The following is a 26,091-nucleotide window of genomic DNA, read 5'->3' on the forward strand; positions in this document are numbered from 1 at the left end:
AATTATTTAACTTCTGCCAACATTTTCTCACCCTTGGCGATGGCATCTTCGATGCTACCTACGAGGTTGAATGCTCCTTCAGGAAGGTGATCCAACTCACCGTCCATGATCATGTTGAAGCCTTTGATGGTGTCTTTGATATCTACCAACACACCTTTCAAGCCTGTAAACTGCTCTGCTACGTGGAATGGCTGGGAAAGAAAACGCTGTACACGTCTTGCTCTGTGTACGACTTGCTTATCCTCTTCAGAAAGCTCTTCCATACCCAAGATCGCAATGATATCCTGCAATTCCTTGTAACGCTGAAGAATCTCCTTCACACGCTGTGCGCATCCGTAATGCTCCTCTCCCAAGATATCCGGAGAAAGGATACGGGAAGTAGAATCCAAAGGATCCACCGCAGGATAAATCCCCAATTCGGCGATCTTTCTCGACAATACCGTAGTAGCATCCAAGTGGGCGAAAGTCGTAGCCGGAGCCGGATCGGTCAAATCATCCGCTGGCACGTAAACCGCCTGTACTGAAGTAATGGAACCGTTCTTAGTAGAAGTAATACGCTCCTGCATGGTACCCATTTCTGTAGCCAAAGTTGGCTGGTAACCTACCGCAGATGGCATACGTCCTAGAAGTGCGGACACTTCAGAACCTGCCTGGGTGAATCGGAAAATGTTATCTATAAAGAATAGGATATCCTTACCTGCTCCATCGCCTTCACCATCTCTATAATATTCTGCCAAAGTCAAACCAGTCAAAGCCACACGTGCACGTGCCCCTGGAGGCTCGTTCATCTGACCGAAAACAAAGGTTGCTTTAGAGTCTTCCAATTTTTTCAAATCAACTTTGGAAAGATCCCATCCACCTTCTTCTTCAAGGCTGTGGACAAAGTCATCACCGTAAGTCACGATGCCTGACTCGATCATTTCACGAAGTAAGTCATTTCCTTCTCTTGTCCTTTCACCTACACCGGCAAATACAGAGAGACCCGCATATGCTTTTGCGATGTTGTTGATCAATTCCTGGATCAATACAGTTTTACCTACACCTGCACCACCGAACAACCCGATCTTACCACCTTTTGCATAAGGCTCGATCAAGTCAATTACTTTGATACCTGTGAAAAGTACTTCTGTTGCTGTAGAAAGATCCTCGAATCGCGGAGCAGATCTGTGGATCGGAAGTCTTTTTCCAGCTGGAACTGGAGGCAAACCATCGATAGCTTCACCAACCACGTTGAAAAGACGGCCTTTGATGCCTTCACCTGTAGGAACTGAAATAGGAAGACCAAGATCCCTAACTTCCATGCCACGAACCATCCCTTCAGATGAGTCCATTGCAATAGTTCTCACCCGATCTTCACCCAAGTGCTGTTGAACTTCCATTACGACCACTTGGCCATTTTCTTTGGTAACTTCTACCGCGTCAAGGATATTTGGCAGCTTGCCGCCTTCAAAGGAAACGTCCACTACGGGCCCGATCACTTGAGTTATCTTTCCAATATTTGCCATTTGATAATTGAAATGTAAAAAGGATGTGCTTTTTGAATTCGACCGCAAAATTAAGCAGAAAAGACGAATACCAAAGGATATTTGGGAAATTAATATCCTAAGGTTCAATTTTTAATACCTTCTAAGTAGTGTTGGTTGAAAAACTGAGCAGACTGCTGAAGCTGAGACGGGAACATTTCCCCACAGTTCTCGCCATTCCTGTAAAAGCCACCTCTAATTTTAACAATTTCATCATTGTTTTTATTTGGATTCAATCTAGTTAAGTTTACATTTGCATGGTATTTGAAATTAATCTAAATAATGATAAGACACGTTTTCTCATTTGCGCTAGTAACAATGTCAATTATTACAGCCTGTACCCCATCTCGGCGAGAGGAGGAAAGTGCCGGGCAGTCTAAAATCATCACGGCAGGGGGCACCATTACTGAAGTAGTAGATGCGCTCGGATACAGCGATCAGATCATCGCTACCGACATCACCTCTACCTACCCCACAACTATGCAGGATCTCCCTTCCATTGGCTACAGAAACCAGATCAAAGCCGAAGGAATTCTTGCATTAGGGCCTGACATAGTACTTATTGAGGAAGGCTATCTTAATCCCGATGTTGTCACACAACTAAAGGCGGCACAGGTAAACATCCACGTTTTCACCAAGCCCACCACCGTGGACGGCACTAAGAAACTGGTGAATGAATTGGCTTCTTTTTTTGATGAGGAGGAAAAAGGCAAAGAAATAAATACCTCCATAGATACCGATATTGCTAATCTCACAACTTATTTAGAATCACAGGAATCCCAGCCAAAGGCAATTTTCGTCATGGCTCGTGGCCCGGAAACCGTATTTATCGCAGGGGACAAAACATTCGCATCAGAAATGTTCAAATTGGCGAAAATCCAAGGAAGTGCCACTGGTTTTGACGAATTCGCTCCAATGACTCCGGAATCTCTTGTTTCTATGAATCCTGAATATTTGGTCTTTTTCGAATCAGGAATTCAAAGTGTGGGTGGCAAAGATGGTTTAGCTGCAATCCAGGGCATAGATCAGACCACAGCATATAAAAATGGTAACATCGTGTCACTAGATGGGCAATACCTTTCAGGTTTTGGGCCTAGAGTAGGGAAAGCAGCATTGGATTTAGCCAAAGCAGTCCGTCAATAATAATAAAGTATGAATTTCGCCTGGAACCATACGAAGACACAAAGTCAAACTCTCATCCTTCTTGGATTTGGCTTGGTGCTAGTGCTGGTTCTGATCGCCTCCCTTTCTTTGGGAGCTTATGGCATTCCATTTCCAAAGACTTTGGCGATCCTACTTGATCAACTTGGTATAAGTTTGGGTACCTATGAAACGCAACAGGCCAACGTGATCTTGCAGATCCGTGCACCGAGAGTTTTGATGGCCATGCTTGTGGGCGGAGGTTTGGGCATAGCCGGAGCAGCGCTTCAGGGAATGTTCAGAAATCCTCTAGTCGAACCCGGGCTGATCGGAGTAAGTACCGGTTCCGCTTTATTCGCTGTGATTTTTATGGTATGGGTGCCTACCGTTTCTTCATTGACTTGGATCAAAATGCTTGGCTTACCCCTATTTGCTTTTATCGGAGGGCTGATCTGTGTGACTTCGGTGTACCAACTTTCCAAATCCCAGGGAAGAACAGACGCCGCCACCTTGATCCTGGCAGGAGTTGCCATCAATGCACTCGCAGCGGCATTGATAGGGCTTGTACTTTTCTTTGCGGACGATTCAGCTTTGCGAAGCTTTACTTTCTGGAGTCTGGGTGATCTGGGAGGAGCTGTCTGGAGCAAAATCCCGGTAAGCCTGATTTTAATTGGAATCCCCTCCATTTTACTAATGCTCAATGCCAGACAACTCAATGCCCTCGCGCTTGGTGAACAGGAGGCCTTCCACATGGGGGTAAATGTGCAACTGGTGAAAATAAGACTGCTTACCTGCAGCGCATTGATCGTGGGAGTAGGGGTATCGATGGTTGGGATGATCGGATTTGTAGGCCTGGTGGTTCCCCACCTCATCCGGATATTGTTTGGGGCAGACCATAGGTTGGTTCTACCGGGATCATTTCTTCTGGGTGCCATACTTATGAACTTTGCGGATCTGATCTCAAGAATAATTGTAATCCCGGCCGAAATGCCCATCGGAGTGATCACAGCACTGATCGGAGCGCCTTTCTTTATCTGGCTTATTTTCAACCTGAATAAATCCAAAAACTGATGCTTCAAGCTTCCCAAGTACATTTTTGCATCCGCCAAAGACCTATCGTAGATGAGGTTAGCCTGGAATTGCATCCTGGAGAAATTCTGGCGGTATTGGGGCCAAATGGTGCTGGGAAATCCACCTTCTTCAAATTGCTTTCTGGGGAAATCATATGCAAACACGGATCTATTGACTATAACGGGCACAATATCCACAAGCTGAAAGCGCGTGAACTTGCCGCTGTAAGAGCAGTGATGCCACAGCATACACAGGTTAATTTCCCGTTTACTGTGCAAGAAGTGGTGGAACTGGGGCTCATCAATACCAAAGTAAAGCGGCCAGCTAGGCTTATCGAAGAAGTGTTGGAAGCAACCAATACAGCCCATCTGAAAGGCCAGGTGTTCAACCATCTTTCCGGAGGGGAAAAACAACGTGTTCAACTTGCCAGAGTCTTGGTACAAATCTGGGAAACCAAGCCCTTTCCAAGGTATTTGCTGCTGGATGAACCAACTTCCAGCCTTGACATCGCACAACAGCATGCGGTGCTGAAGATACTCCAGACCTTGAAAGCAAGAAACATCGGCATCCTGGTCATCCTCCATGAACTGAATCTAGCTGCCCAGTATGCCGATAAAATCGCATTGCTCAAAAATGGCATGATTGCAAAATCAGGGACAGTGAAAGAAGTATTGGAGGAAAAAATCCTGGAATATGTCTTTGATCACCCTATTCATCTAATTCAAAATCCTGTCACTGGCGGAGTGCTCATATCCGCAGCTGCACAGACGAAAACATCTTTACCCTCATTTAAACAAGCTTAACCATGGAAACTATACAAGAATCCGCACAATCCCTGAAGCAAGCATGGGACAATCTGAAAGAATCTGAACCACAACTGAGAATCCGTGATGCCGCTGCCAAACTCGGTGTTAAGGAAGCACAACTTTTAGCTACCGGCATTGGTGCCAATGTGATTCGCCTGACTGATAATTTCACTGAACAATTAGAAGGGTTTCCAAAACTCGGTCGAGTGATGTCCTTGACCAGAAGTGAGGGCTGTGTATTGGAACATAAAGGTCCCTTTCAGAAAATAGAAATGCACCAAGCAGGTCCGCACAAAATTGCCACTGTAATCGGCCCGATAGAGCAGCGGGTATTTTTTGCAGGCTGGAAATTCGGTTTTGCAGTGACTACTGAGACTCCAAGAGGCACGATGAAAAGCTTGCAGTATTTCGACAAAGCAGGTGAAGCCATAATGAAAGTCTATCTACAGGAGAAATCAAATGGGGATGCCTACGAAGAACTGGTAAAAAGCAACACCGCCGCTGATCAATCTACGGAATTGGAACTGGAAGCTTTTCCGGTTTCAGAATACGTCACCAGAGAAGAATTGGACTTTGAAGGATTCACTAAAGACTGGGAGACCATGAAGGATACCCACGATTTCTTTGGTATGCTACGCAAATACAAGCTCAATAGACAGGATGCTGTAAAATGGATCGGTGACAAATGGGCATATGAAGTAGATCGACTTGCCGCACGGAAAATTGTGGAAACTGCCGCTGAGACCAAGCTTCCGATCATGATATTCGCAGGAAACAAGGGAAATATCCAAATCCACCAAGGTAAAGTGCGGACTGTCCGTCAGATGGGAGATTGGCTAAATGTCCTCGATCCGGATTTCAACATGCACTTGAATGAAAATGTAGTGGATAAAGCCTATGTGGTCCACAAAAACACAGAAGATGGTTTGGTCTCGGCAGTAGAGCTTTTCGACAAAGAAGGTGAAATGGTAGCCCAATTCTTCGGTCTGAGAAAACCTGGACTTCCTCAGAAGCCTGAATGGAAAGCATTGGTCGATAGTCTTTAATTCAAAACTACGGCAGGGGATAAAACTCCTGCCATTCCAAAAATTTTTATCCATATGCGTAGATTTGATCTAAATAAACGCTTTGTCATTTTCTCCCTGCTTTTGCTTGCAATGCCACTTTGGACGCAAGCCCAGACTGCTATGATAGGAAAAGTAGTGGATGAAAAAGGAGATGGGATTCCCCACGCTACAATTTGGCTGGGAAATGCCAAAGGAGAAGTAGCTGATGAGCAGGGAAGTTTCTCTTTGAAAGAGCTTCCCAAGAGACTAAAAATCTCTGCAGTGGGATTTGAAACGCTGTGGGCTACCTGGCCCGCAGGAAAAAACTCAGAATCCTTCACCTTAACTTCCTCCACTTCCGATCTGGAAACGGTAGTAGTAACGGGAAGTTTCGAACCTCAATCCGCCAAACAATCGGTTTATCAAGTCCGTACGATCAGTTCAGAAGTTATTCAAAACCGTGCTCCAAGCAATATTCAGGAGGTTTTGAACACAGAGTTGGGGATTCGTTTTTCCCAGGACAACGCCCTTGGCTCAAGTAACATGGAGCTGCTCGGCATGTCCGGCCAAAACGTGAAGATCTTGATCGACGGCATTCCTATGGTTGGTCGGCAGGGAACTTCCAACGAGATCAACATCAACCAAATCGACATCAACCGCATCGAGCGGGTGGAGATCGTCGAAGGACCGATGTCAGTAGTGTATGGTGCTGATGCCCTCGCAGGGGTAATAAACATCATTACTAAATCGGACGCCACAAAAAACTTCGATCTGAAAGCCCGGGTGCAAGAGGAAACCGCCGGTAATGAATACAGTCCTTTTGATGGAAGGGGTACACATATCAGAAGTGTGACCGGAAGCTATCACCTGAAAAACTGGGACTTCGGGGCTTCATTTTCCCAGAACAATTTCGGGGGATGGAAAGGCGAAAAAACAGGAAGAGACTACGAATGGCTACCTAAAGACCAGAATTTCCTGAACCTCAAAGCTGGCTGGGGTAATGAATCTCTAAATCTGGAATATCAACTGGACTTTTTAGATGAAACAGTTTTTGCGTATGGCCCCGACGCACGCTTGGAGGTACTGGATCAGGAATTTATCACCTCACGCTGGATGCATAGACTGAGCGGAAGATGGGATTCCAACGAGAAATTTGGACTGATATGGCAAGGAGCATTTACCGATTACAGCAGAGAAAGCCAGACTTGGGTCAGCAATGTAAGGACAGGGGAGCATTACCAGTCAGAGGCTCCGGGAGCCAATACAACCATAGATTACAATGGGTTCAGCTGGAGAATGATCGGCGACTGGAAGCTTTCTCAGAAATTCAAACTACAACCTGGAATCGATTTGAATACCGAAACTGGCTCAGGGGAAAGAATCACTGACAATGAAGGCATTCAGGACTATGCGGTATTCCTTTCAGGGGAATGGTCTCCACTTCCATCAGTAAAAATTAAACCGGGCATCCGCAAAAACTGGAATTCGGCTTACGATGCCCCCGCATTGATACCTTCTTTGAATACGAAGTTTGCGCTGAATGAAAACTTGGATTTGAGAGTAGCCTATGCAAATGGTTTCAGAGCACCTTCTATACGTGAGTTGTATTTCAACTTCTTTGATGCAAGCCACAGCATCACAGGAAACCCAGACTTGAAAGCGGAGACCTCAACTAGTTTCAACGGTTCCTTGGACTGGAAAGCACAGCTTAAACCAGATTGGAGAATTTCCACTGTCTTAGGTACTTTCTACAATGATGTGAAAGACAGAATCGCTTACGGTCAGGATCCCAACAATATTCAGGTCACCACACTCTTCAACGTAGAACGGTACAAGACAACAGGTATCACGCTGAACCATACGGAGTCCTTCAAAAATCTCTCCGCCAATGTGGGATTCTCATACATCGGTAGATACAATCTCCTTTCTGAAGAACAGACAGTAGTGCCCGAAATGAGCTGGACACCTGAGGTAAATACGAATCTGACCTATCAATTTTTACCATGGAAAACCACAGCGACACTTTACTACAAATGGACAGGTAAACTGCCGGGTTACGAAACGGTCGCTGACTCAGACGGCAATCCTTCAGCCAGAGAGATTATGCTTGATGGCTATCACTGGATGGACATTTCCTTCAAAAAAGACTTTGGCAAGCATCTATCAGTAAATGCCGGGGCTAGAAATATTCTTGACGTGAAGCAAATCAGTAGCACCTCCGAAGGCGGAGATGCGCATGGAGGCGGGACTCAAAGACCCGTAGGCTATGGAAGATCATATTTCCTTGGCCTCACCTATCAATTAAACAAATAACTAATTCTCCAAACTTAAACACAATGCAACAGTATCGTTTTCTAACTCTTACAGCCCTATTGGCGGGCGTAACGTTCCTCTCATCCTGCAATGATGATGATGCTCCCGACCCGGTGGTGATACCCCCTACAGAATCCGGGGTCATGGAAATAAATGGTGGTGGGGCCACTTATCCCAATACCGCCTATATCCAATTCCGGACCGGCACTCAGACGGCAGTGGCCAGAGAATCATGGGATCTTGCCTTCGCTACAGGATCTGAATTCAAAGTCCTGATTAACGGCACCACGGGCGCCATGGCTTCTGCTACCGGAGAAACTGATATCAATGCTGTTTCAGCTGCTGATATGAGTGCTGCGGATTCGGCGGCTATTACATATTCAGTTCCTAATAATGTTGCGATTGACCATGTGGATGATGTATCCAACCCTCTCACAGCACCAGCCATTGAAGCTATCAGCTCCACTGAAACTAACAATGAAGTATATATCCTGAATAGAGGATCTAGTGCGGCAACTGAAAGACCATGGAAAAAAATCAGAATAATCAGAAATGGTGACGGTTATACGCTACAACATGCGGATGCAGATGCAACTACTTTTACCTCTGTAGATATTCCAAAGGACAACGATTTGAACTTTGTTTATTTCAGTTTTGAAGATGGTATTGTAGATGTCGAACCTGGTAAGAATTCTTGGGATATAACTTGGACAGCAAGTATATCATCAACTAATTTTGGTGGAGGGTCTATACCATATTTCTATCAGGATTTAGTTTACCATAATATTTATGGCGGCAGCGCAGCCGCACAAGTCCTAGAAGAAGATATAGCATACGAAAACTTTACAACTCAAGATGCTGAGAATTTGACATTCAGTATTTCAGATAGATTGACTATAGGTTCCAGCTGGAGATATACAGGTGGACCTCCTCCATCTGATCCTCCACATGCTTTTGATACAATTTATTACATAGTAAAAGATTCAGAAGGCAACATCTACAAAGTAAGATTCCTATCTCTTACCAAAGACGGAGAAAGAGGCAGGCCAAGCTTGGAATTTGAGCTTGTGCCAGAAGAACAATAGTATTTTAGGTTCAATATTTCGGAAAGGCCAGGGATAGCAAAAGCTATTCCTGGTCTTTTTAAACACTGGGTTCACAGAGAGTAACACAGAGCACAAATTTAATAGCTGTACTGCTTTTCCAGAAGCTGGACTTTTCCCCATTTTTTTACCACAGTGATCGCAGAGTTTTGCGCGGAGTACACAAATTAACAGCTGTCATACATATAGTTATCCTGCTTCTCCAGTCGCTGGAAATTTCCTTCCGGTTCCTTATAAGGCTAAAATCAAAAATTGCTTGATCTCAAAAGTTCTCAAAGAAAACGCAAAAGAAGCCTAAAAAAATGAATTGCGCCCTCTACGTAATCCTCTGTGCCCTCAGAGGTTGATCCATCAATCCAAAACTCTCTTTGCAAATAAAAATGCCTTTGACCAGTAGTTATTGCTCAGGTAATCCTCCGATACACCCAGAGATGTTGAAGAATGTATAAAGCGTACATCTCCACGTGAAGTCTCCGTCACAATCCCCGAATGCGTGACTTGCTTCCTTCTTTTCCCTGTGGCAAAAAACAACACATCACCCGGCCTGATCTCATTAGTACGGATACTCTTCCCCATTTTACTTTGGTCCGCCGACATTCTCGGCATAGTAACCCCTACTGAATAAAAAGAATGATATACTAAAGCGGAGCAATCCATCCCCGCCCTGGTGGTACCGCCATAGCGATAAGGAGTTCCTGTATAGCTTCTAGCAGTCTGAATCACAGTATTAAAAGGCTCATTCGCTGCTTTCTTTTTGGATGCGCAAGATGTGGCTAGCATCAATCCCAAAACAAGAAAAAAAGCGGTAAAACGGAATTGTTTGCGCAGCATAGTGGTTTTTGTTCTTTCAAGTATAAGCTGAAGCCGAACAGGAATCAATCTTTTTTTGTCAAAAAAAGCGTTTCATTTCCTTACCTTAACGAAAGCAATTGAAGATTATGAGCAAAGAAGAATTCGCCAACCTTCCTTTTCACAAAAAAATAGCCACCCTCTACACAGAAGGCACCTTCGTCGTGGGTATTCGCTATTACAAGCACAAGGTGAATTTGTATTTGTTGGAAAATGAATATATTGAGGTCTTCTATAACCATAAGCAGGACAAAATCGATAAAATTGACTTTTTGCCACGCGACCATACTAGGATGAAGTTCTATTTGGATCAGATTAAGCTGGCTTGAGTTTTCCCGCGGATTAGCGCAGAAAAGGACGCGGATTATCGCTGATTTTTTATTCCTAAGCATCTGCGAACATCTACGCAGGTTATCCGCGTCAATCAGCGGGAAAAAACCATATCCTATAAATTGTAAAATCAGTTCACTTTCAGTAGATCAGATATACTTTTTAATTCTGAAAGAATGACTGAAAACGAAATCTCATATAAAATCAGAGGTGCTATTTTTAAAGTTTACAATACACTTGGGTCTGGTCTTTTAGAATCAACTTATGAAACCACCCTAAATCATGAACTCATAAAAGAAGGACTAAATGTAAGACGTCAAGTGGGACTACCACTAGTATATGATAATCTTAGAATGGATGTGGGTTATAGAATTGATTTAATTGTTGAGGACAAAGTAATAATCGAAATCAAATCTGTGGAGAATTTAATGGAAGTTCATCACAAGCAAGTCATCACTTATCTAAGGTTATCAGGTATTAAACTGGGTTTATTGGTGAATTTTAATGTACAAGACATCACCGAAGGAATCATCAGAAAGGTTAATAAGCTTTAATTATTTCCTGCTGATTTTCGCACAAAAAGACTTCAATTTCCCCGCAGATTTGCGCAGAAAAATATGCGGATTTACGCTGATTTTTATCTCTGAAAGTTAGTGTCAACCTCACAAATCTGCGATCATCTGCGCTAGTTATCCGCGAATATCTGCGGGAGATAGACTATAATCTCCAATTGATCTGCGGGAAATCACGAAAAATTCAAGTAATTCGTATCGTAAATTTTTATACCCATGAAGAAGAAAATTGCCCTGGTGACGGGCGGATATACCGGAGAGTCCGTAATCTCATTGAAAAGCGCTGCTGTGGTGGAAAAAACCATCGACAGAAATCTATATGATGTGTACAAAATCCTTATCTACCCAGGGGATTGGCATTTTCTAAGTGCGGCAGGAGAGAAAATCCCAGTGGATCTGAATGATTTCAGTATTATGATTGGCGATGATAAAATCACATTTGACGGAGTCTTCAACATCCTTCACGGTTCACCCGGAGAAGACGGGAAACTCGCAGGCTATTTCGATATGATCGACCTTCCCTACACCACCTGTGACCAACTGAGCTCTGCTATCACGATGAACAAGGGTTACACCAAAGCCATTGTGGATGACATAGAGGAGCTGCATATTGCCAAATCTCTTCAGCTTTTTGAAAACTCAGCAGCAAACCTCAAAAGAGTAGAAAATGAGCTGGCATTACCACTTTTCATCAAGCCAAACAACGGTGGCAGTTCCATAGGAATGTCCAAAGTGAAAACCTGGGAAGAATTGCCGGAAGCCTTGGAAAAAGCTTTTGCGGAAGATAAACAGGTGTTAGTAGAAGAATTTGTTTCTGGCCGAGAGTTTTCAATCGGTTGCTACAAAGGAAAGGGAAAAATAACCGTGCTTCCGGCGACTGAAATCGTGAGCAGTAAAGAATTCTTTGACTATGAAGCTAAATATGTAGCCGGAGTAACAGAGGAAATCACGCCAGGCCGTCAGTCCGAAGAAGAGGTGGTACGGGTAAACCGCATTATCGCTAAGATCTACAAAAAGCTAAACTGCAAAGGCGCGATCCGTGTAGATTACTTCCTTCAAAATGAAACAGGTAAATTTTACTTTATTGAAGTAAATACCGTTCCGGGTCAAACCGAGACCAGCCTGATTTCCCAGCAAGTAAAAGCTATTGGGATGGAAATAAGGGATTTTTATACTGAGCTGATCGAGGAGATGTTCATTTAATTTACTGCTACCCAGCTAAATTAAGTAAAGAATTGAAGCAATAGATTCGATAGCTTGGAATGCTATTTGGTCAATATGTCGTATATATATTTACAGTTCATTTGACACGTCTGATTTCCTGCTCAAAAGCGGTTTCAGGTAAAGATGCTTGTTTTTTAAGGGAAAATATTTTCTCAATTTCGGAAAATTATTGGACGGTGGACTTCATCATAAAACCCAACTTGATATGAAAAACAATCTAGTATTCATCCTTCTTCTTGGACTGATTTTTAGTTGTGGCCCTTCTGAGGAAAAAGTAGCTAAGCTTACAAAGCTCATGACAGAATGGGAAAACACTACTGAAAATATTGGCGCTATCTCTAAAGAGATAGGAGATCAAATGTATTTATTGGAAAATAAAAAAGAAGAGAGTCAAGCATCAGAAACGAACAATGCCACTGGCGAAGAAAGTACTTGTGAAAATGAATACGCCAGTTTGAAAGAAAATGCAGGAGAATTGATAAGCACCTGGAAAGAGAGCACTACAGATGTGGAAGAGCTTAAAACCCGTATAACCTCCGGACAATGGACATCAGAAGATGATGAAAATCTGGAAGCACTATCCAATGAAGCCAAAAATGCTCAGACTAATGTTGAGCTTTGGCGGGAAAAGTTAGCGGAGCTTAAATCCACATGTGAGGTGAACTCAGATAATTCTAACTCCTGAATCCTTTATGAATAAAAACAGTTAGTCAATAAGAATAAGCAAACCCATTAAAAAGCCTCCCGAATTTTTCAGGAGGCTTTGCTTTTTATAATTCAAATGCCTTTTTGATTCTATCCACGTAGTCTAACTTTTCCCAAGTGAACAACTCCACATCAAGTTTGATCTCATCTCTGTAAGGAGAATAGAAAGTCTTGGTGACAACCTCATTAGTTCTTCCCATATGCCCGTAGGCAGCTGTTTCCTCATAGATAGGGTTACGAAGTTTCAGGCGCTGCTCGATGGCATAAGGACGCATATCGAAGAGTTCTTCTATTTTCTTGGCGATCGCTCCATCGCTTAGGTTCACTTTAGCTGTACCGTAAGTATTGATGTAAATACCCATTGGCTTAGCTACTCCGATTGCGTAAGAGACCTGTACAAGCACCTCATCCGCAAGTCCTGCCGCTACCATGTTCTTGGCGATATGCCGTGTGGCATAGGCTGCAGAACGGTCAACTTTTGATGGGTCTTTCCCGGAGAAAGCCCCTCCACCGTGAGCTCCTTTGCCACCATAGGTATCTACGATGATTTTTCTTCCGGTCAAGCCTGTATCACCGTGTGGCCCGCCGATTACGAATTTACCGGTTGGGTTGATGTGATATTTGATCTCTGAGGTGAAAAGCTTCTGGATTTCCGGCTTCAGCTTCGCAATGACCCGTGGGATCAAGATTGAAATTATATCAGACTTGATTTTGGCAAGCATAGCCTCCTCTTCATCAAAATCATCATGCTGTGTAGAGACTACAATCGCATCAATTCTCTGTGGCACATTATCATCACTGTATTCTATAGTCACCTGCGCTTTGGAGTCAGGACGGATATAGGTCATATCCTTATTCTCTCTTCTCAATTCTGCCAACTCACGAAGGATCATATGAGAAAGATCCAAAGCCAAAGGCATGTAATTCTCAGTTTCGTTGGTAGCGTATCCGAACATCATTCCCTGATCACCGGCCCCTTGTTCCTCTGGACTCTGACGAACTACGCCTTGATTGATCTCAGAAGACTGCTCATGAATTGCCGAAAGCACCCCACAGGAATTCCCCTCAAACATGTACTCGCTCTTAGTGTATCCGATTCTATTGATCACATCCCGTGCGATTTTCTGCACATCAAGATAGATATCAGAATTCACCTCACCCGCCAGAATCACCTGACCTGTGGTTACCAGTGTTTCACAAGCTACTTTGGAATTGGGGTCAAATGCTAAAAAATTGTCAATTAATGCGTCAGAGATTTGATCTGCGATTTTATCCGGATGCCCCTCAGAAACAGACTCTGAGGTAAATAGATATGCCATAAATAAATGTTGGTAATGCGTAATGTAAAGGAAGCCCAAAAATACGGGAACTGGGTGAAATAAAAAATCGAAAAACCTGGTCAGTTTTAAAGTACGTATAATTTATTATCCCAACTTGAAATTCTGTAACTTATGAATGCGTTTATATTTGAAAATGAATCTTTAATCTAAGAGAGTCATGAAAAATCTTTTTAATACATTTTTGATTCTTTTATTGGTAGGCTGTGCGAAAGAAATTGAGGAGCCAGAACCCTTTGAGCCACTTCCCATCGGTTCTGGATGTAATCCCAAAGACATTTGCTGCTATGACCTTAGAGAGAAGTCTGGCGTTTATGATTTGTTTAGCAGCTGGGAGTTTGCAGGATTCCAGCACATCACCAACGGATATGAAACATTAGATGACCTGACTTGTCTTGCAAGAATAGCAGTATTTGCGCTTGGAGGCGAAGATTACGATAATGTATTCAAAATAACTCTTCAGTTTTCCAAAGAGGACTCTAAATTGGCAGGATGCCAGAATTTAGATGCTTTCAACCTCAGGACATTCTCAAATAAAATTACAGGTTGTTACTCCAGCACTGAGTCAGGAAACTTAGTGATCGTTGCTCCTGAAATAGGAATAGAATTTATACCGAATAACGCTTCGAACACTTTCCCTGTATTAGGATTTGAAACTGATTTCTTGAAAGCAATCGAATCGGTAGAATCCTACGAAATAAAAAGCAACAAGCTCTATTTGACGTCAAAAGATATAAACGAAAAACTTCTTTTTATCGCTATTGAAGATTGACTTAATCGAGGGTGACTTATTCTTTATTTATGATTATCCGCTTTTCTGCCAGTAAGGAGGCAAAAGCAACATAGTGTATGTTAGACCTAAGAATTGAGGCCACTTCGGTCATAGGTCTTCCGACCAGATAAGAGAAGAATCCAAGGTGACTCGCAAGATCACGGAAATCATATGAAATCGAGCATGTCGAAAACGACACACAGCGAGATGATTATATACTATGCGAGATTCCATGTGACCTGTAAAAATCAAAAATAAACACATGAAATTTTCTTACTAATGCTTACGGCTCATAAAAATAAACCGTAGGTATAATCAGAATTGCATTATATGCACCATGAAACAATATCGAGAACCAGATCCCATGGCTTAAACGGATATAACTAAGGATCAAACCTCCGAAAAACTGTGATGCCACAAGAAAAGGTATCCAGTAAATGTGGTCTGCTAATTCTAAATTAGAAAAGTTCCCCACATGGATTAGAGCGAAGAAAATTGAGGATGTATAGACAACAAATTTGAGATTCGGCGGCCGATGGCGAAATACTTTTATAAGTAGATAAACTAGGTAAACAATAAATACAGCTGTTACACACCATTGTTGACTAATCAATAAAATAGACATGCCTAATCCCCACCAAATGGATGTCATCTTTAAGTCAAGGTGAAGTCTAAAAATCGGTTCCTCTAGTAAAGGCGCCAAGAAAATAGCTCCAATAACTACCAACCATTTGTTTTCAGCCAGCATTTCCTCCAGAATTGAATCAAACTGATCCACACCCAACCATTCCAGCAGAACAGAAAATGGAATTACCAAAGCCAATGCAAGAAGTAGCAGAACCAAAAATCTTCCTGCGGGCATTTTGGTAAAGGAGTCAGACTTGGTTGGACTTTTTAAGAATGCCAGAAAATCTTGAAAAACAGGCAGAGGCATTTGAAAGAGCATTAAAAGTGTTAAAAATTAAACTCAATCAATTTAAAAAATTAGTCAAAAACTCCAAAAAATCAACTTGACTTCTTCACCAACCCCTCAGTAATCTCATTCATCGCTTTGACTTTGTATTCAAAGTCGCCTTTAAGGGTTTCACGATAAGCATTGAGATTTTCCAGCAGATCATCCAATTCTTCGGGTAACACATCTTCCAATAATTGACGAAGTCGTTTGGCAGCTGTAGGGGATTTCCCATTGGTACTGATCGCCACTTTCAGGTTTCCTTTGGTGACAATTCCTCCCAGGTAAAAATCACATAAATCCGGCGTATCAGCCACATTCACTAATAAAAACCGCTCTTTTGCCTCGTCGCGGATCTGGCGGTTCACCGCTTTATCATCAGTTGCTGCGATGACTATATGTTTGGCCCCCAAATACTTCTCATGATACACATCCTCAATCATAGTGACTGTATCTGTGGTCTCTGCCAAGTCGATAAAGCTTTGGGAAAATTCCCTGGAAACTGCAGTGACCTGTGCCTTTGGGCTGGATTTGAGCAAAAATTCCAATTTCTCTGTACCCACGTTCCCTCCTCCGATCAGGAGTACATTAAGTTCGTGAACTTTGAGAAATATGGGGTAGAGGTGGTTCATTTTTTTAAGAATCAAGATGTTAAAATCAAGACAGTAGACCGAACTTTTGCATTCGAAATTCAGCATTCTTCATTCGAAATTAAGATAGAATGAAAGTACGAAGTAGATTTTTAAATCTCTCTTGATGTTATTTCAAGCGAAGAACGAGAGAGATTTCCAGCCTAGCTTTAAAATTACCATTGAATAAAACCTTCGAGGTTTAAAAAACCTCGAAGGTTAAGCAATATGACTCAAAGGTTATATTTCACAGCTTCGCGATAGACTTCGGCTAATTTAATACTTTCGCGTACCACTTCCCCGATAACGATAATCGCCGGAGCTTCCACTTTACTTTCAAAAGCCTTTTCTTCAATATCATGGATAAAACCAGCAGTGATTTTTTCATCGCTGGTTGTGCCACTTTGGATGATCGCAATAGGCAAGTCTTGTTGACCAAACTTCCGGTAAACCGATACAATTTGAGCCAATTTTTTAGTCCCCATCAATACAACTACTGTGGCAGTAGATTGGGCAGCCAAGGCCAAATCCTTGGAAAGTTCACCGGCAGAAGTCGTCCCTGTCACCACCCAAAAACTCTCCGAAACTCCACGTTTCGTTACCGGTACTCCAACTGCAGCCGGTACGGCTATAGCTGAGGTAATACCCGGAATCACTTCAGTCGAAATCCCAAACGTCTCTATATAATCAACTTCCTCCGCACCGCGCCCAAATACAAAAGGATCTCCGCCTTTCAGACGGACTACATGCCCGTGTTTTCTGGCCAGGCTTACACAAAGTTGGTTAGTGTCCTCCTGCGGGAGGGAATGCTTGCCTACCCGCTTTCCTACAAATAATTTTATAGCCGAAGCAGGCGCATGCTCAAGCAAGACGGGGTCGATCAAGGCATCATACAAGACCACATCGGCCTTGTTCAGTGCCAATACAGCCTTCAGCGTGATCAGCTCAGGATCGCCTGGCCCTGCACCGACTAAGGTTACTTTAGGTTGAATCACAGGTTTCATGCGGTCACCTCTTCCTCACGGTAGCTTTTCAGCAACCCATAGATCTCCAAAGCCTGATTTCCATAGGCATTCGCAAATTCTTCAGTTGGCTCATTCTGATTGATCTGGTAGATCTTCTCTGCAAATGTTCCTCCAAGATTGATTTTACCTGATTCTACAAATACCTCGTCAAACTGCTTAATAATATTCGCATAGGAATTTGTACTCACACTTTCGCTGAGCAAGATCGCTTTAGCGGCATTGATCAAGCCGGCATAATGATGATAGATGCTATCGGACCAGCGTCCTTCTTCCAGACATTTCTGGGCGATATCAATTTTCTCTTTGGCTTCCAAAAGCAAGGTAGCTACCAAGTCAAGAACCACACCGGCACATTCACCCACACCAACTGCGATTTTATACTCTTCAGTATTTCCCCAATCCACATAATCAGCAGGGGTCACTGTAGATGCATCTCCAAGTTCTTTCAATAACTCATAGAAATAGATTTGTCCCTTTTCGTCGTAGTAACTCAAGAAGTCCTGACCATTTGCATTGGCCTCAAAATCATCCAGTAAAATCCTCAATGCTTGAGGACCTCTTTTACTCGGGATTTTTGTCACTTTATCTGCAAATCGGCCATTCCCATCGCCCATATTTCCACCTCCAAGCAGAACTTGAAGCGCAGGAATTACAACTTTACCAGCCTTCATGGACATGCCCTGAAAACCTATGTGAGCCATATTATGCTGACCACAGGCGTTCATACATCCTGAGATCTTGATCACCAAATCCTGATTTTTAAGGTATTGTGGATATTCTGCCAGAATCACTTTTTCAAGTTCAGCAGCAATGCCCGTAGAACTCGCAATCCCAAGATTACAGGTGTCTGTTCCCGGACAAGCAGTGATATCTCCAAGGGTATTGTAGCCAGCGGCAGCAAGTCCTATTTCCTTCAATTCTTTGTAGAAATAAGGCACCAAATCTTCCCGTACATCTCGGATCAGGAAGTTTTGACGAAGCGTAAAGCGAACTTCTGCACTCGCATATTTCTCTACCAAATCAGCCAGTTTTCTAGCCTGATCCGTATAGAAATCCCCAAGTGGAACCCTTACTCCTACAGATACAAATCCCTTTTGCTTTTGAGGCAAAATATTGGTGAGTTTGAAGTGCTCAAAATCCAACCCAAGCTCTTCTTCCACAACGGCAGCAGGAGCATCTGGAAGCTTTTGCGCAGCATCATAAGACTCATGATCTATAGGATAAGACTTGAATGGAAGTGCTTTTTTCTCATTTTCTACCAATTCCAGAAATGCCTCCAGACCAATGTCTTTGATCAAGAACTTCATTCTGGCTTTCATTCTTTTGGCCCGCTCTCCATGGCGGTCAAAAATCCGGATTACCGCTTCCGCAAAAGGAATAATCTGGTCTGCCTCCACAAACTCCGAAAACACATCTGCATGACGAGGCTGAGAACCCAGGCCTCCACCAAGCATCACCTTAAACCCACGGACTTCTACCCCATTGATCACTTTCACTTTTGGGATAAAGCCCAAATCGTGAAGGTAACTTAAGCCAGTATCTTCGTCAGAAGAGGAAAATGAAATCTTGAACTTACGTCCCATTTCCTGGGAAACAGGGTTTCTCAAAAAATATTTGAAAACAGCATCTGCATAAGGAGTCACATCAAATGGCTCATTTGCATCAATTCCAGCGGTTTCAGAAGCCGTTACATTTCTCACGGTATTTCCGCAAGCTTCGCGGATAGTGACATCATCGCGTTCAAGTTCAGCCCAGAGTTCGGGTGTTCTGTCAAGGCTTACGTAGTGAATCTGAATATCCTGGCGTGTAGTGATATGCAGCCTTCCTGTAGAATATTCATCCGAAACCTTGCAGATTCTGCGAAGCTGGTCAGAAGAAACACGCCCATAAGGAAGTTTGATCCGGATCATCTGCACACCTGGCTGTCGCTGACCGTAAATCCCCCTTGCCAATCGAAGGCTACGGAATTTCTCTTCATCGATATTTCCTCCCTTGAAAAGCGCGATTTTCTTTTCCAGGTCGATGATGTCTTGTTCTACTATATTGTTTTCAAGTTCTGTTCTAAAGCTTTGCATGGCTGTAATAGGTTTTTGTTCAGGCTGGAATTGAAAAGATTGTCACCCTGAGCGAAGTCGAAGGGTGGAATCTGAATCATTCTATAAACCCAACCGAAACGGTGTCGTACTCAGCTTCATCGATTAGGATAAAGCTTCCATTTGACTTATTAGTCTTATAAGAATCAAAATGAATCGGCTTGCTCAATCGGAAATGAACGCGTCCTATATCATTTAATTTTAGCGAATGGGCATCTTCTGCTCCTGTGAAATCCGTGTGGATTCTGGATTCTATCTGATCGACTTTTGCCAAAACACGATTTACTCCGTGCTGCAAAATGTACTTCTTGCCTACGGTCAGTGCCTTGCTGTTTACCTGACAAATCGTGGCAGAAATCTGCTTTTCACTGGTTGGCAACTCACCGCTTTTCACCAACATATCTCCGCGGCTCAAATCCACTTCTGTTGCTAGCGTGACCGCAATGGAACTGCCTGGAGCGGCTTCCTGGATTTCCTGGTCGAAATAATGGATGCTTTTAATCTTCGAAGTGTTCAATGATGGGAGCAAGGTCACTTCGTCGCCTACTTTCAAGTTGCCCCCATACAGCATTCCGGAGAATCCTCTAAAATCGTGAAAAGCTTCAGTTTTAGGACGGATGACATACTGCACAGGGAATCTGGCAACTGAACTGGGTTCCAGATCCGCTGGCTCCAATACTTCCAGATGATCCAAGAGCGTGTTGCCCACATACCAAGGCATCTCGTCAGATTTCCTGGCTATGTTTTCACCTTTCAGAGCGGACACTGGAATAAAGGTGATCTGTTCCTCGGCAAAGTCAGATTTGGCCACCAATGCATCGAAATCCGCTTTGATTCTCAGATACACTTCCTCATCATAGTCCACCAAATCCATCTTGTTGATTGCCACGACCACGTGACTGATTCGAAGGAGATTTGCGATGAAGAAATGGCGATAGGTCTGCTCGATCACACCTTTTCTTGCATCGATCAGGATAATCGCTACCTGTGAGGTAGATGCACCGGTCACCATGTTCCGGGTGTACTCCACGTGGCCAGGGGTATCCGCTACGATGAAATTGGTTTTCTCCGTGTTGAAATAAATATGCGCTACATCGATAGTAATTCCCTGCTCCCGCTCAGCTACGAGTCCATCTGTTGCCAGAGAGAAATCCAGGTAATCGTATCCTCGCTGCTTCGAACTACGCTCAATCGCCTCGATTTTATCGGTAGTCAGTGATTTAGTATCGTATAGTAATCGACCGATCAGCGTACTCTTGCCGTCATCCACAGATCCCGCGGTGGCGATTTTTATCAATTTTCTATTTTCAGACATGTTGTTTCTTTTTAAAGGGTAATCTAGAGTTTGTGATTAATGCTGCACAGCAGCTATGAGTAGGAGACCAAAGTCTGGCTAATGTTGAAGGTTCAGATAAGCCTCGTAAATCATAATTCTAAAATCATAAATTATCGTAGAATCAAAACCTTCGAGGAGACCCTTCGGCTTCGCTCAGGGTGACACCTCAAAGGTTACCCTAGAAGTATCCCACTTTCTTTCTTGTTTCCATAGCCGCTTCGGAGCGCTTATCATCGATTCGGGCTCCACGTTCTGAAATCGTGGATTCTCTGATCTCTCCGACCACGTCATCCAGAGAAACCGCCTCTGAAAGCACAGCGGCGGTACAGGTCATATCACCCACTGTCCTGAAGCGAACCATCTTAACCATCACTTCCTCATGCTCTTCTCTGAACACATGCTCATTGGCAGTCCAGATCATTCCGTCACGGAAGAAAACTTCACGCTCATGGGCAAAATAGATGGATGGGATTTCGATATTTTCAGTTTTGATATACTCCCATACATCCAATTCAGTCCAGTTGGAAATCGGAAAACAACGCACATTCTGACCCACATGGATTTTACCATTCAGCATATCAAAAAGCTCCGGACGCTGGTTTTTTTCATCCCACTGGCCGAAGTCGTCTCTTACGGAGAAAACCCGTTCCTTAGCCCTGGCTTTTTCCTCATCCCTTCTCGCTCCGCCGATACAAGCATCGAATTTGAACTCTTCGATCGCATCCAAAAGAGTGGTAGTCTGAAGTGAATTTCGACTGGAATACCTTCCACGCTCTTCACGGACTTTGCCTTGGTCTATAGAATCCTGCACATTGCGAACGATCAGCTCCAAACCAAGTTCTTCCACCAACTTGTCGCGAAACTTTATCGTCTCAGGGAAATTATGTCCCGTATCCACGTGCAATAGAGGGAAAGGAATCTTTGCAGGAAAAAAAGCCTTTTGGGCCAATCTCACAAGGGTAATCGAGTCTTTTCCTCCGGAAAAAAGCAAAACTGGACGCTCAAACTGCGCTGCCACTTCCCTGATGATGTGGATCGATTCCGCTTCTTTTGGATTAGGGATAAATAGGTTGTTCATAATATTTATGATTTACGAAGTACGATTTACGTGGTGAATCTGCACTTCAAACTATATCTTCTTATTTATTTTTAATTGTCTCCGACTTTCATGACTTCAAAAGACTGGTCTTCGGTCTCCTGTCTCCCGCCTTATTTAGCATGCAGTCCACATTCCTTCTTGGAGTCTTCCCACCACCATCTACCCGCCCGGGCATCTTCTCCCGGCATTATCGCCCGGGTACATGGAGCACAGCCAATGCTGATGAAACCTTTGTCGTGAAGAGGATTGTAAGGAATGTTCTTTTTGGATATATATGCGATCATCTCATCATATGTCCAGTCCAGCAAAGGGTTGAATTTTAAAATCTGGTTGCCTTCATCCCACTCTATGCGCTTCATTCCTGACCTGTTTGCCGACTGTTCGGCACGAAGCCCTGTGACCCAGATTTCATTTCCTGCCAAAGCCCTTTTCAGTGGCTCAACTTTGCGTACAAAGCAGCAGGATTTTCTATTATCTACTGACTCATAAAACCCATTTATGCCAATTTCTGAAACTAGCTTTTCTACTGATTCAGTAGTAGGATAATAGACTTTGATCTGCTGCTTGTATTTAGCCTCTGTTCTAGAGAGAAGGTCTAAAGTCTCTGGGAATAATCGTCCCGTATCCAAAGAAAATATAGAAATCGGCAAGTGGGCTTCTGCGATGAGCTGCGTGATCACCTGATCCTCCTGTCCCAATGAAGTAGAGAATGTCACCTTGCCAGGAAACAAATCCGCCACCAAAGCCAGGCCTTCCTGTGCACTCAATACACTCAGCTGAGCCTCTAGTTCATGCATATTCTTCTTGAGTTTCATCTTCTTTTACTTTAGGTACAGCTTCCCAAATTCGCTCATGGAAATAAAACAGGATGATCTTGGAGAACACCTCCACAGAACCGATTGAAATTGCCATCACAAACTCCCCTGTCACGAAATAGGAAATGATAATCGTATCTATGGTGCCTACGATCCTCCAGGAGATAGACTTCAGCAAGCTTTTCGCATTGCTGTCTTTCCCGGGCTTGCTGGCAAACAGCCTTTTGAGTGGTTGGTCTAAAATCATACTAGGTTTATTACGAGCGTAAAGCACAAAAGTATATAAACCCTATAAAATATATAGGGTTTATGGTAAAAAAATTTTTACTCTTCTTTTAAAATATCTTCTAGAGTCTTGTTTTCCAGTATTTTAAGAGTTTCGTCACGAACCTGGATCATGACCCGATTTATCCCACAAACTGCTTCGTTTTTACACTCTACACAGGGCTCATAGTAATTCAAGCTCACACATGGCAGCAAGGCAATCGGCCCATCCAGCAATCTGATCACCCTGGAAAGTGGGATGTCCTTAGGTTCTTTGATCAGATAATATCCCCCTCCTTTACCTTTTTTGCTTCCAAGCATACCTGCCTTTTTCAGTTCCAATAAGATGTTCTCCAAAAACTTATGCGAAATCCCATGCTCTTCGGCGATCTCTTGGATCAGTACCGTCTTCTCGTCTTTGTGCTTGCCCAAATAAGTAAGGGCATGCAGGGCATATTTGGTCTTTTTGGAAAGCATGGACAAAAATAAGCTTTTTCGGGGAATACCCTAGTGTGGGAGTGGGGAATAGATTGATTGGTTTCAAACAATTCTTTCCAAAAAATCCTGATTCTTTACTAGAATATTGGGCTTACTTAAGTCGGATTTTGTTCCACATTGCCTTATTCTCTATCCATTTTGCTAAAGTGCGGAAAATCTAAATTCGGGATGGCATGAGTAATTTATATAGCTCCTTTTTGTAAAATCTTCCAATGGGAATGGATTGAGTATCCAAGATGATGTGATTTCCCTGAATCGTCCTAATCCGATCCAGCGCCACCAGATAGGATTTATGTACACGAATAAGTTTTTTGGCACTTAATAAATATTCCGCATTCTTGAGAGATCCCTTAACTATGATTTGATCTTCGGTGGTATAGACGATCGAGTAGTCTTTCAATCCTTTAATATGGGTAATCGAATCTAACTCTACCATCACCTGTTTGGTACCGCTTTTCAAAAAGACTTGCCGTTTCTGCCTTTGATCCGAGACCGTATCCGGCGGATTTAAGATTGGCTCCGATTTATGCATATCCCCATACCGTTCCAAACTTAATTTCAGACCGGCTGTCAGAGCCAGGTACCAAAGGGTCGTAAAGAAATTGTAGGGAAATGCACTCCAAAAATCCCTGCTGCGGATGTCACCGATCACAAAACCATACAGATAGATATCGTAGAGATTTTGCAGGCTGACATAGATTCCCAGAGAAAATAAAAGAATCGTAGTGTATTTGAAAAATTGTCTTGTCTTGAAGAATCTTGGAACCAACACATTCAGATGAAAATACACCAGCGAGACAAGCAAGCCCATCCGGACTACCACGCAGGCAATAAAATGCTCCGGCAAGTTAAATTTAATGATCAGATACCTTCTGTCATAGATGAAAACCAAGGTGATGATAGTCCAAAATAACAGATGTAGTACCCGGTGAGAGAAGTTTGGCTTCAAGAATGTGGCGCGCGATGTCAACATAAAGGGCATTGTAACTGAATTACGGATAATTCAAAGATTCGATCTTCTGAAATAGACCAACTTCCAATAATATAGACCAACAGATTAGGACTTCGAAAGGTCGAAAATCTAATAAACCTACTGTTGATCTACTTTCTCAATCTTGGGGTTCCCATTTTTTCAGCGTTGCCGTAAAGCTACTGGAAGACCTGCTCAAAGATCCTTTTCAACCGGCTCTGTATCAGAGGATCTTGCTGGCATTCTTACAAGGTAAAAAAAATATCAGTTACACTTTCTCACTTTAATCCATTTGCAAAATGAAATCGAGCATGACGCAAACGACACACTCCGTTATGATTCTCAGCCATGCGAGATTCCATGTGGCAATTAAAAAACCATTATAAACACATGAAAACAACAAAATTTAAATCCGCTATTACTGGGCTGCTGCTGCTCTTCCTCGGTTTGGGAACCATTGCCTTTTCACCAAAACTCGGCCTTGACAGCTATGAGATCTATCTGAATGATAAGCTCATCATGAAACAGTTTGTAAATCAGCCCCTGAATCTGCGTACACTCCAACTGGATAAGGCATCCCCCCAGGATCTGCTTTGGATCAAGTACAACCACTGCACCACCAAGAACGGATCGGGTAGCAAGAGATCAATCGTTTTAAAGGATGACAAAGGACATGAGCTAAAGGAATGGCAATTTGCCGACAACGGTACTGAAAACAAGCCGATGAAAGTCTCTGTGGAAGAACTGCTTCAATTCGAAAAAGAACACGCCAACCATCTGATCAGTATGTATTACAAATCGAAGGAATTACCCGGCGCCGAGCTGCTTGCTTATCTGCAGCGATAGACGAAAAATAAAAAAACCTCCCAAGGCATAAAATCCTTTGGAGGTTAAAATTCATTAAACTAAGAGGTTCTTTAAAACCTCAAGGGCTAACGCTTATTACAGCAATTCCACACTACTCCTTACGTTAACTCTTCTTTGATCCTTGTCCTTAGAAATTCAAATCCATAAAAAACGATAACAAGCAAGAATGAGAGAAAAAAGAAAAAAAACGAATTCATCAAATAATCATTCGTTTGGGTCATATAGTCAACTTGTAGAATTCTATACTTAATTGATAAATCTCCAATACTCCCTGTTAATGCACCAATGCCAAAAAGCATAAAAACACCTATAATAAAACCCAAAGCTACTTGGAATAAATATAACCCATTTAAAACGATAAATTTTATCACACCTCTATATTATTCACAATCACAACTATCTCCAACACAAAAATAACAATCACTTCCACATACACAAAACCAGTTGCTCCACCAATCGAATTCAGGACAAATCCCCTCTCCAAGGCATGCTTCTTCAGGGCCGGCGAAATCGATTTGGTCACAACTAATAGGCTGAGGAATAATATATAAACCCTCGAGGTTTTAGAAACGGGAGTGTTAGCTAAACTCTGTCCTTCCCTTCCCTTGGGGTACCCCAAGGGAATGGAACTAATTAATTAATTTTCTGTATTGATGTCCAGCTTGAGCCTCCCCTCAAATTTAATGGCCAGCTGCTGGACTGTCAAGCCCCAGTTGTGCAAAGGGGAACTCCATTTTTTCTCGATCCGTCGG

General features: G+C 43.0%; 26 protein-coding genes. 12 read left to right on the top strand and 14 right to left on the bottom strand.

Annotation, left to right across the window (positions count from 1 at the left end; all coding sequences use genetic code 11):
* Window positions 1–2 precede the first annotated feature (2 nt).
* The gene (atpD, locus tag LZF95_RS10775; RefSeq protein ID WP_233754999.1) at window positions 3–1,505 is read right to left on the bottom strand and encodes a F0F1 ATP synthase subunit beta; all 1,503 of its coding nucleotides are present in this window, start codon (window positions 1,503–1,505) and stop codon (window positions 3–5) included.
* A gap of 336 nt (window positions 1,506–1,841) precedes the next feature.
* Between atpD and LZF95_RS10780 the strand changes: the two genes are divergently transcribed.
* Genes LZF95_RS10780 through LZF95_RS10805 form a run of 6 tightly spaced genes read left to right on the top strand, consistent with a single transcriptional unit; the run spans window position 1,842 to window position 8,984 of the window.
* Window positions 1,842–2,666: a hemin ABC transporter substrate-binding protein gene (locus LZF95_RS10780; protein WP_233755000.1), complete on the top strand. Its 825-nt coding sequence runs from the start codon at window positions 1,842–1,844 to the stop codon at window positions 2,664–2,666.
* A 9-nt stretch (window positions 2,667–2,675) separates the two neighbouring features.
* Window positions 2,676–3,734 (top strand): iron ABC transporter permease, encoded by a 1,059-nt coding sequence (locus tag LZF95_RS10785; protein WP_233755001.1) that lies wholly within the window; start codon window positions 2,676–2,678, stop codon window positions 3,732–3,734.
* The gene (locus tag LZF95_RS10790; protein ID WP_233755002.1) at window positions 3,734–4,537 is read left to right on the top strand and encodes a heme ABC transporter ATP-binding protein; all 804 of its coding nucleotides are present in this window, start codon (window positions 3,734–3,736) and stop codon (window positions 4,535–4,537) included. Before LZF95_RS10785 ends, LZF95_RS10790 begins: the two co-directional genes overlap by 1 nt.
* 2 nt (window positions 4,538–4,539) lie before the next feature.
* Window positions 4,540–5,586, top strand: a complete 1,047-nt coding sequence (locus tag LZF95_RS10795) for a hemin-degrading factor (RefSeq protein ID WP_233755003.1) — start codon at window positions 4,540–4,542, stop codon at window positions 5,584–5,586.
* Window positions 5,587–5,640: 54 nt separating this feature from the next.
* Window positions 5,641–7,899, top strand: a complete 2,259-nt coding sequence (locus LZF95_RS10800) for a TonB-dependent receptor (protein ID WP_233755004.1) — start codon at window positions 5,641–5,643, stop codon at window positions 7,897–7,899.
* A 23-nt stretch (window positions 7,900–7,922) separates the two neighbouring features.
* Window positions 7,923–8,984, top strand: coding sequence for an HmuY family protein (locus LZF95_RS10805; protein WP_233755005.1), 1,062 nt, complete (start codon window positions 7,923–7,925; stop codon window positions 8,982–8,984).
* A gap of 369 nt (window positions 8,985–9,353) precedes the next feature.
* Here LZF95_RS10805 and LZF95_RS10810 read toward each other — a convergent pair whose 3' ends face one another.
* Window positions 9,354–9,833, bottom strand: a complete 480-nt coding sequence (locus LZF95_RS10810) for a C40 family peptidase (RefSeq protein WP_233755006.1) — start codon at window positions 9,831–9,833, stop codon at window positions 9,354–9,356.
* A gap of 107 nt (window positions 9,834–9,940) precedes the next feature.
* On the opposite strand from LZF95_RS10810, the gene LZF95_RS10815 reads away from it, so the two are divergent.
* The 4 genes from LZF95_RS10815 (at window position 9,941) to LZF95_RS10830 (ending at window position 12,662) form a co-directional block, all read left to right on the top strand.
* The gene (locus LZF95_RS10815; protein WP_233755007.1) at window positions 9,941–10,180 is read left to right on the top strand and encodes a hypothetical protein; all 240 of its coding nucleotides are present in this window, start codon (window positions 9,941–9,943) and stop codon (window positions 10,178–10,180) included.
* 177 nt (window positions 10,181–10,357) lie between these two features.
* Window positions 10,358–10,735: a GxxExxY protein gene (locus LZF95_RS10820; RefSeq protein WP_233755008.1), complete on the top strand. Its 378-nt coding sequence runs from the start codon at window positions 10,358–10,360 to the stop codon at window positions 10,733–10,735.
* A gap of 234 nt (window positions 10,736–10,969) precedes the next feature.
* A complete protein-coding gene (locus LZF95_RS10825) occupies window positions 10,970–11,956 on the top strand; it encodes a D-alanine--D-alanine ligase (protein ID WP_233755009.1) in 987 nt (328 codons plus the stop codon).
* 226 nt (window positions 11,957–12,182) lie between these two features.
* Window positions 12,183–12,662: a hypothetical protein gene (locus LZF95_RS10830; protein WP_233755010.1), complete on the top strand. Its 480-nt coding sequence runs from the start codon at window positions 12,183–12,185 to the stop codon at window positions 12,660–12,662.
* A gap of 85 nt (window positions 12,663–12,747) precedes the next feature.
* Here LZF95_RS10830 and metK read toward each other — a convergent pair whose 3' ends face one another.
* Window positions 12,748–14,001, bottom strand: coding sequence for a methionine adenosyltransferase (gene metK, locus LZF95_RS10835; RefSeq protein ID WP_233755011.1), 1,254 nt, complete (start codon window positions 13,999–14,001; stop codon window positions 12,748–12,750).
* 178 nt (window positions 14,002–14,179) lie between these two features.
* Between metK and LZF95_RS10840 the strand changes: the two genes are divergently transcribed.
* Window positions 14,180–14,791, top strand: coding sequence for a hypothetical protein (locus LZF95_RS10840; RefSeq protein WP_233755012.1), 612 nt, complete (start codon window positions 14,180–14,182; stop codon window positions 14,789–14,791).
* A gap of 283 nt (window positions 14,792–15,074) precedes the next feature.
* Here LZF95_RS10840 and LZF95_RS10845 read toward each other — a convergent pair whose 3' ends face one another.
* From LZF95_RS10845 to LZF95_RS10890, 10 genes are all read right to left on the bottom strand, one after another.
* The gene (locus LZF95_RS10845) at window positions 15,075–15,653 is read right to left on the bottom strand and encodes a CPBP family glutamic-type intramembrane protease (protein ID WP_233755013.1); all 579 of its coding nucleotides are present in this window, start codon (window positions 15,651–15,653) and stop codon (window positions 15,075–15,077) included.
* Between the two features lie 143 nt (window positions 15,654–15,796).
* Window positions 15,797–16,375: a bifunctional precorrin-2 dehydrogenase/sirohydrochlorin ferrochelatase gene (locus tag LZF95_RS10850; RefSeq protein WP_233755014.1), complete on the bottom strand. Its 579-nt coding sequence runs from the start codon at window positions 16,373–16,375 to the stop codon at window positions 15,797–15,799.
* Between the two features lie 230 nt (window positions 16,376–16,605).
* Complete coding sequence (cobA, locus tag LZF95_RS10855; RefSeq protein WP_233755015.1) at window positions 16,606–17,376, bottom strand: uroporphyrinogen-III C-methyltransferase; 771 nt, start codon at window positions 17,374–17,376, stop codon at window positions 16,606–16,608.
* Window positions 17,373–19,472 (bottom strand): nitrite reductase, encoded by a 2,100-nt coding sequence (locus LZF95_RS10860; protein WP_233755016.1) that lies wholly within the window; start codon window positions 19,470–19,472, stop codon window positions 17,373–17,375. Before LZF95_RS10860 ends, cobA begins: the two co-directional genes overlap by 4 nt.
* A 76-nt stretch (window positions 19,473–19,548) precedes the next feature.
* Complete coding sequence (locus LZF95_RS10865) at window positions 19,549–20,805, bottom strand: sulfate adenylyltransferase subunit 1 (RefSeq protein ID WP_233755017.1); 1,257 nt, start codon at window positions 20,803–20,805, stop codon at window positions 19,549–19,551.
* Between the two features lie 199 nt (window positions 20,806–21,004).
* The gene (gene cysD, locus LZF95_RS10870; protein WP_233755018.1) at window positions 21,005–21,904 is read right to left on the bottom strand and encodes a sulfate adenylyltransferase subunit CysD; all 900 of its coding nucleotides are present in this window, start codon (window positions 21,902–21,904) and stop codon (window positions 21,005–21,007) included.
* A 131-nt stretch (window positions 21,905–22,035) separates the two neighbouring features.
* A complete protein-coding gene (locus LZF95_RS10875) occupies window positions 22,036–22,740 on the bottom strand; it encodes a phosphoadenylyl-sulfate reductase (protein WP_233755019.1) in 705 nt (234 codons plus the stop codon).
* Entirely contained in the window at window positions 22,715–22,987 is a 273-nt protein-coding gene (locus tag LZF95_RS10880) for a DUF2061 domain-containing protein (RefSeq protein ID WP_233755020.1), read from the bottom strand. The genes LZF95_RS10875 and LZF95_RS10880 overlap by 26 nt, the downstream gene beginning before the upstream one ends.
* 77 nt (window positions 22,988–23,064) lie before the next feature.
* Window positions 23,065–23,481 (bottom strand): Rrf2 family transcriptional regulator, encoded by a 417-nt coding sequence (locus tag LZF95_RS10885; RefSeq protein ID WP_233755021.1) that lies wholly within the window; start codon window positions 23,479–23,481, stop codon window positions 23,065–23,067.
* A gap of 178 nt (window positions 23,482–23,659) precedes the next feature.
* Entirely contained in the window at window positions 23,660–24,475 is an 816-nt protein-coding gene (locus tag LZF95_RS10890) for a LytTR family DNA-binding domain-containing protein (protein WP_233755022.1), read from the bottom strand.
* Window positions 24,476–24,862: 387 nt separating this feature from the next.
* Between LZF95_RS10890 and LZF95_RS10895 the strand changes: the two genes are divergently transcribed.
* Window positions 24,863–25,318 (top strand): hypothetical protein, encoded by a 456-nt coding sequence (locus LZF95_RS10895; protein ID WP_233755023.1) that lies wholly within the window; start codon window positions 24,863–24,865, stop codon window positions 25,316–25,318.
* Window positions 25,319–25,706: 388 nt separating this feature from the next.
* On the opposite strand, the gene LZF95_RS10900 is transcribed toward LZF95_RS10895, so the two are convergent.
* Window positions 25,707–25,862, bottom strand: coding sequence for a hypothetical protein (locus LZF95_RS10900; protein WP_233755024.1), 156 nt, complete (start codon window positions 25,860–25,862; stop codon window positions 25,707–25,709).
* Window positions 25,863–26,091: the final 229 nt, after the last annotated feature.

Source organism: Algoriphagus sp. AGSA1 (assembly GCF_021390545.1).
GTDB lineage: Bacteria > Bacteroidota > Bacteroidia > Cytophagales > Cyclobacteriaceae > Algoriphagus.

Excerpts from the sequence above, each read along its gene's own strand:
- LZF95_RS10785 (WP_233755001.1), top strand. The coding sequence starts at position 2,676 with ATGAATTTCGCCTGGAACCATACGAAGACACAAAGTCAAACTCTCATC.
- metK (WP_233755011.1), bottom strand. The coding sequence starts at position 14,001 with ATGGCATATCTATTTACCTCAGAGTCTGTTTCTGAGGGGCATCCGGAT.
- LZF95_RS10850 (WP_233755014.1), bottom strand. The coding sequence starts at position 16,375 with ATGAACCACCTCTACCCCATATTTCTCAAAGTTCACGAACTTAATGTA.
- LZF95_RS10825 (WP_233755009.1), top strand. The coding sequence starts at position 10,970 with ATGAAGAAGAAAATTGCCCTGGTGACGGGCGGATATACCGGAGAGTCC.
- LZF95_RS10830 (WP_233755010.1), top strand. The coding sequence starts at position 12,183 with ATGAAAAACAATCTAGTATTCATCCTTCTTCTTGGACTGATTTTTAGT.
- cysD (WP_233755018.1), bottom strand. The coding sequence starts at position 21,904 with ATGAACAACCTATTTATCCCTAATCCAAAAGAAGCGGAATCGATCCAC.
- LZF95_RS10885 (WP_233755021.1), bottom strand. The coding sequence starts at position 23,481 with ATGCTTTCCAAAAAGACCAAATATGCCCTGCATGCCCTTACTTATTTG.
- LZF95_RS10820 (WP_233755008.1), top strand. The coding sequence starts at position 10,358 with ATGACTGAAAACGAAATCTCATATAAAATCAGAGGTGCTATTTTTAAA.
- LZF95_RS10840 (WP_233755012.1), top strand. The coding sequence starts at position 14,180 with ATGAAAAATCTTTTTAATACATTTTTGATTCTTTTATTGGTAGGCTGT.
- LZF95_RS10845 (WP_233755013.1), bottom strand. The coding sequence starts at position 15,653 with ATGCCCGCAGGAAGATTTTTGGTTCTGCTACTTCTTGCATTGGCTTTG.
- LZF95_RS10895 (WP_233755023.1), top strand. The coding sequence starts at position 24,863 with ATGAAAACAACAAAATTTAAATCCGCTATTACTGGGCTGCTGCTGCTC.
- LZF95_RS10865 (WP_233755017.1), bottom strand. The coding sequence starts at position 20,805 with ATGTCTGAAAATAGAAAATTGATAAAAATCGCCACCGCGGGATCTGTG.
- LZF95_RS10805 (WP_233755005.1), top strand. The coding sequence starts at position 7,923 with ATGCAACAGTATCGTTTTCTAACTCTTACAGCCCTATTGGCGGGCGTA.
- LZF95_RS10875 (WP_233755019.1), bottom strand. The coding sequence starts at position 22,740 with ATGAAACTCAAGAAGAATATGCATGAACTAGAGGCTCAGCTGAGTGTA.
- LZF95_RS10880 (WP_233755020.1), bottom strand. The coding sequence starts at position 22,987 with ATGATTTTAGACCAACCACTCAAAAGGCTGTTTGCCAGCAAGCCCGGG.
- LZF95_RS10780 (WP_233755000.1), top strand. The coding sequence starts at position 1,842 with ATGTCAATTATTACAGCCTGTACCCCATCTCGGCGAGAGGAGGAAAGT.
- LZF95_RS10790 (WP_233755002.1), top strand. The coding sequence starts at position 3,734 with ATGCTTCAAGCTTCCCAAGTACATTTTTGCATCCGCCAAAGACCTATC.
- LZF95_RS10795 (WP_233755003.1), top strand. The coding sequence starts at position 4,540 with ATGGAAACTATACAAGAATCCGCACAATCCCTGAAGCAAGCATGGGAC.
- LZF95_RS10810 (WP_233755006.1), bottom strand. The coding sequence starts at position 9,833 with ATGCTGCGCAAACAATTCCGTTTTACCGCTTTTTTTCTTGTTTTGGGA.
- LZF95_RS10860 (WP_233755016.1), bottom strand. The coding sequence starts at position 19,472 with ATGCAAAGCTTTAGAACAGAACTTGAAAACAATATAGTAGAACAAGAC.
- atpD (WP_233754999.1), bottom strand. The coding sequence starts at position 1,505 with ATGGCAAATATTGGAAAGATAACTCAAGTGATCGGGCCCGTAGTGGAC.
- LZF95_RS10815 (WP_233755007.1), top strand. The coding sequence starts at position 9,941 with ATGAGCAAAGAAGAATTCGCCAACCTTCCTTTTCACAAAAAAATAGCC.
- LZF95_RS10890 (WP_233755022.1), bottom strand. The coding sequence starts at position 24,475 with ATGTTGACATCGCGCGCCACATTCTTGAAGCCAAACTTCTCTCACCGG.
- cobA (WP_233755015.1), bottom strand. The coding sequence starts at position 17,376 with ATGAAACCTGTGATTCAACCTAAAGTAACCTTAGTCGGTGCAGGGCCA.
- LZF95_RS10800 (WP_233755004.1), top strand. The coding sequence starts at position 5,641 with ATGCGTAGATTTGATCTAAATAAACGCTTTGTCATTTTCTCCCTGCTT.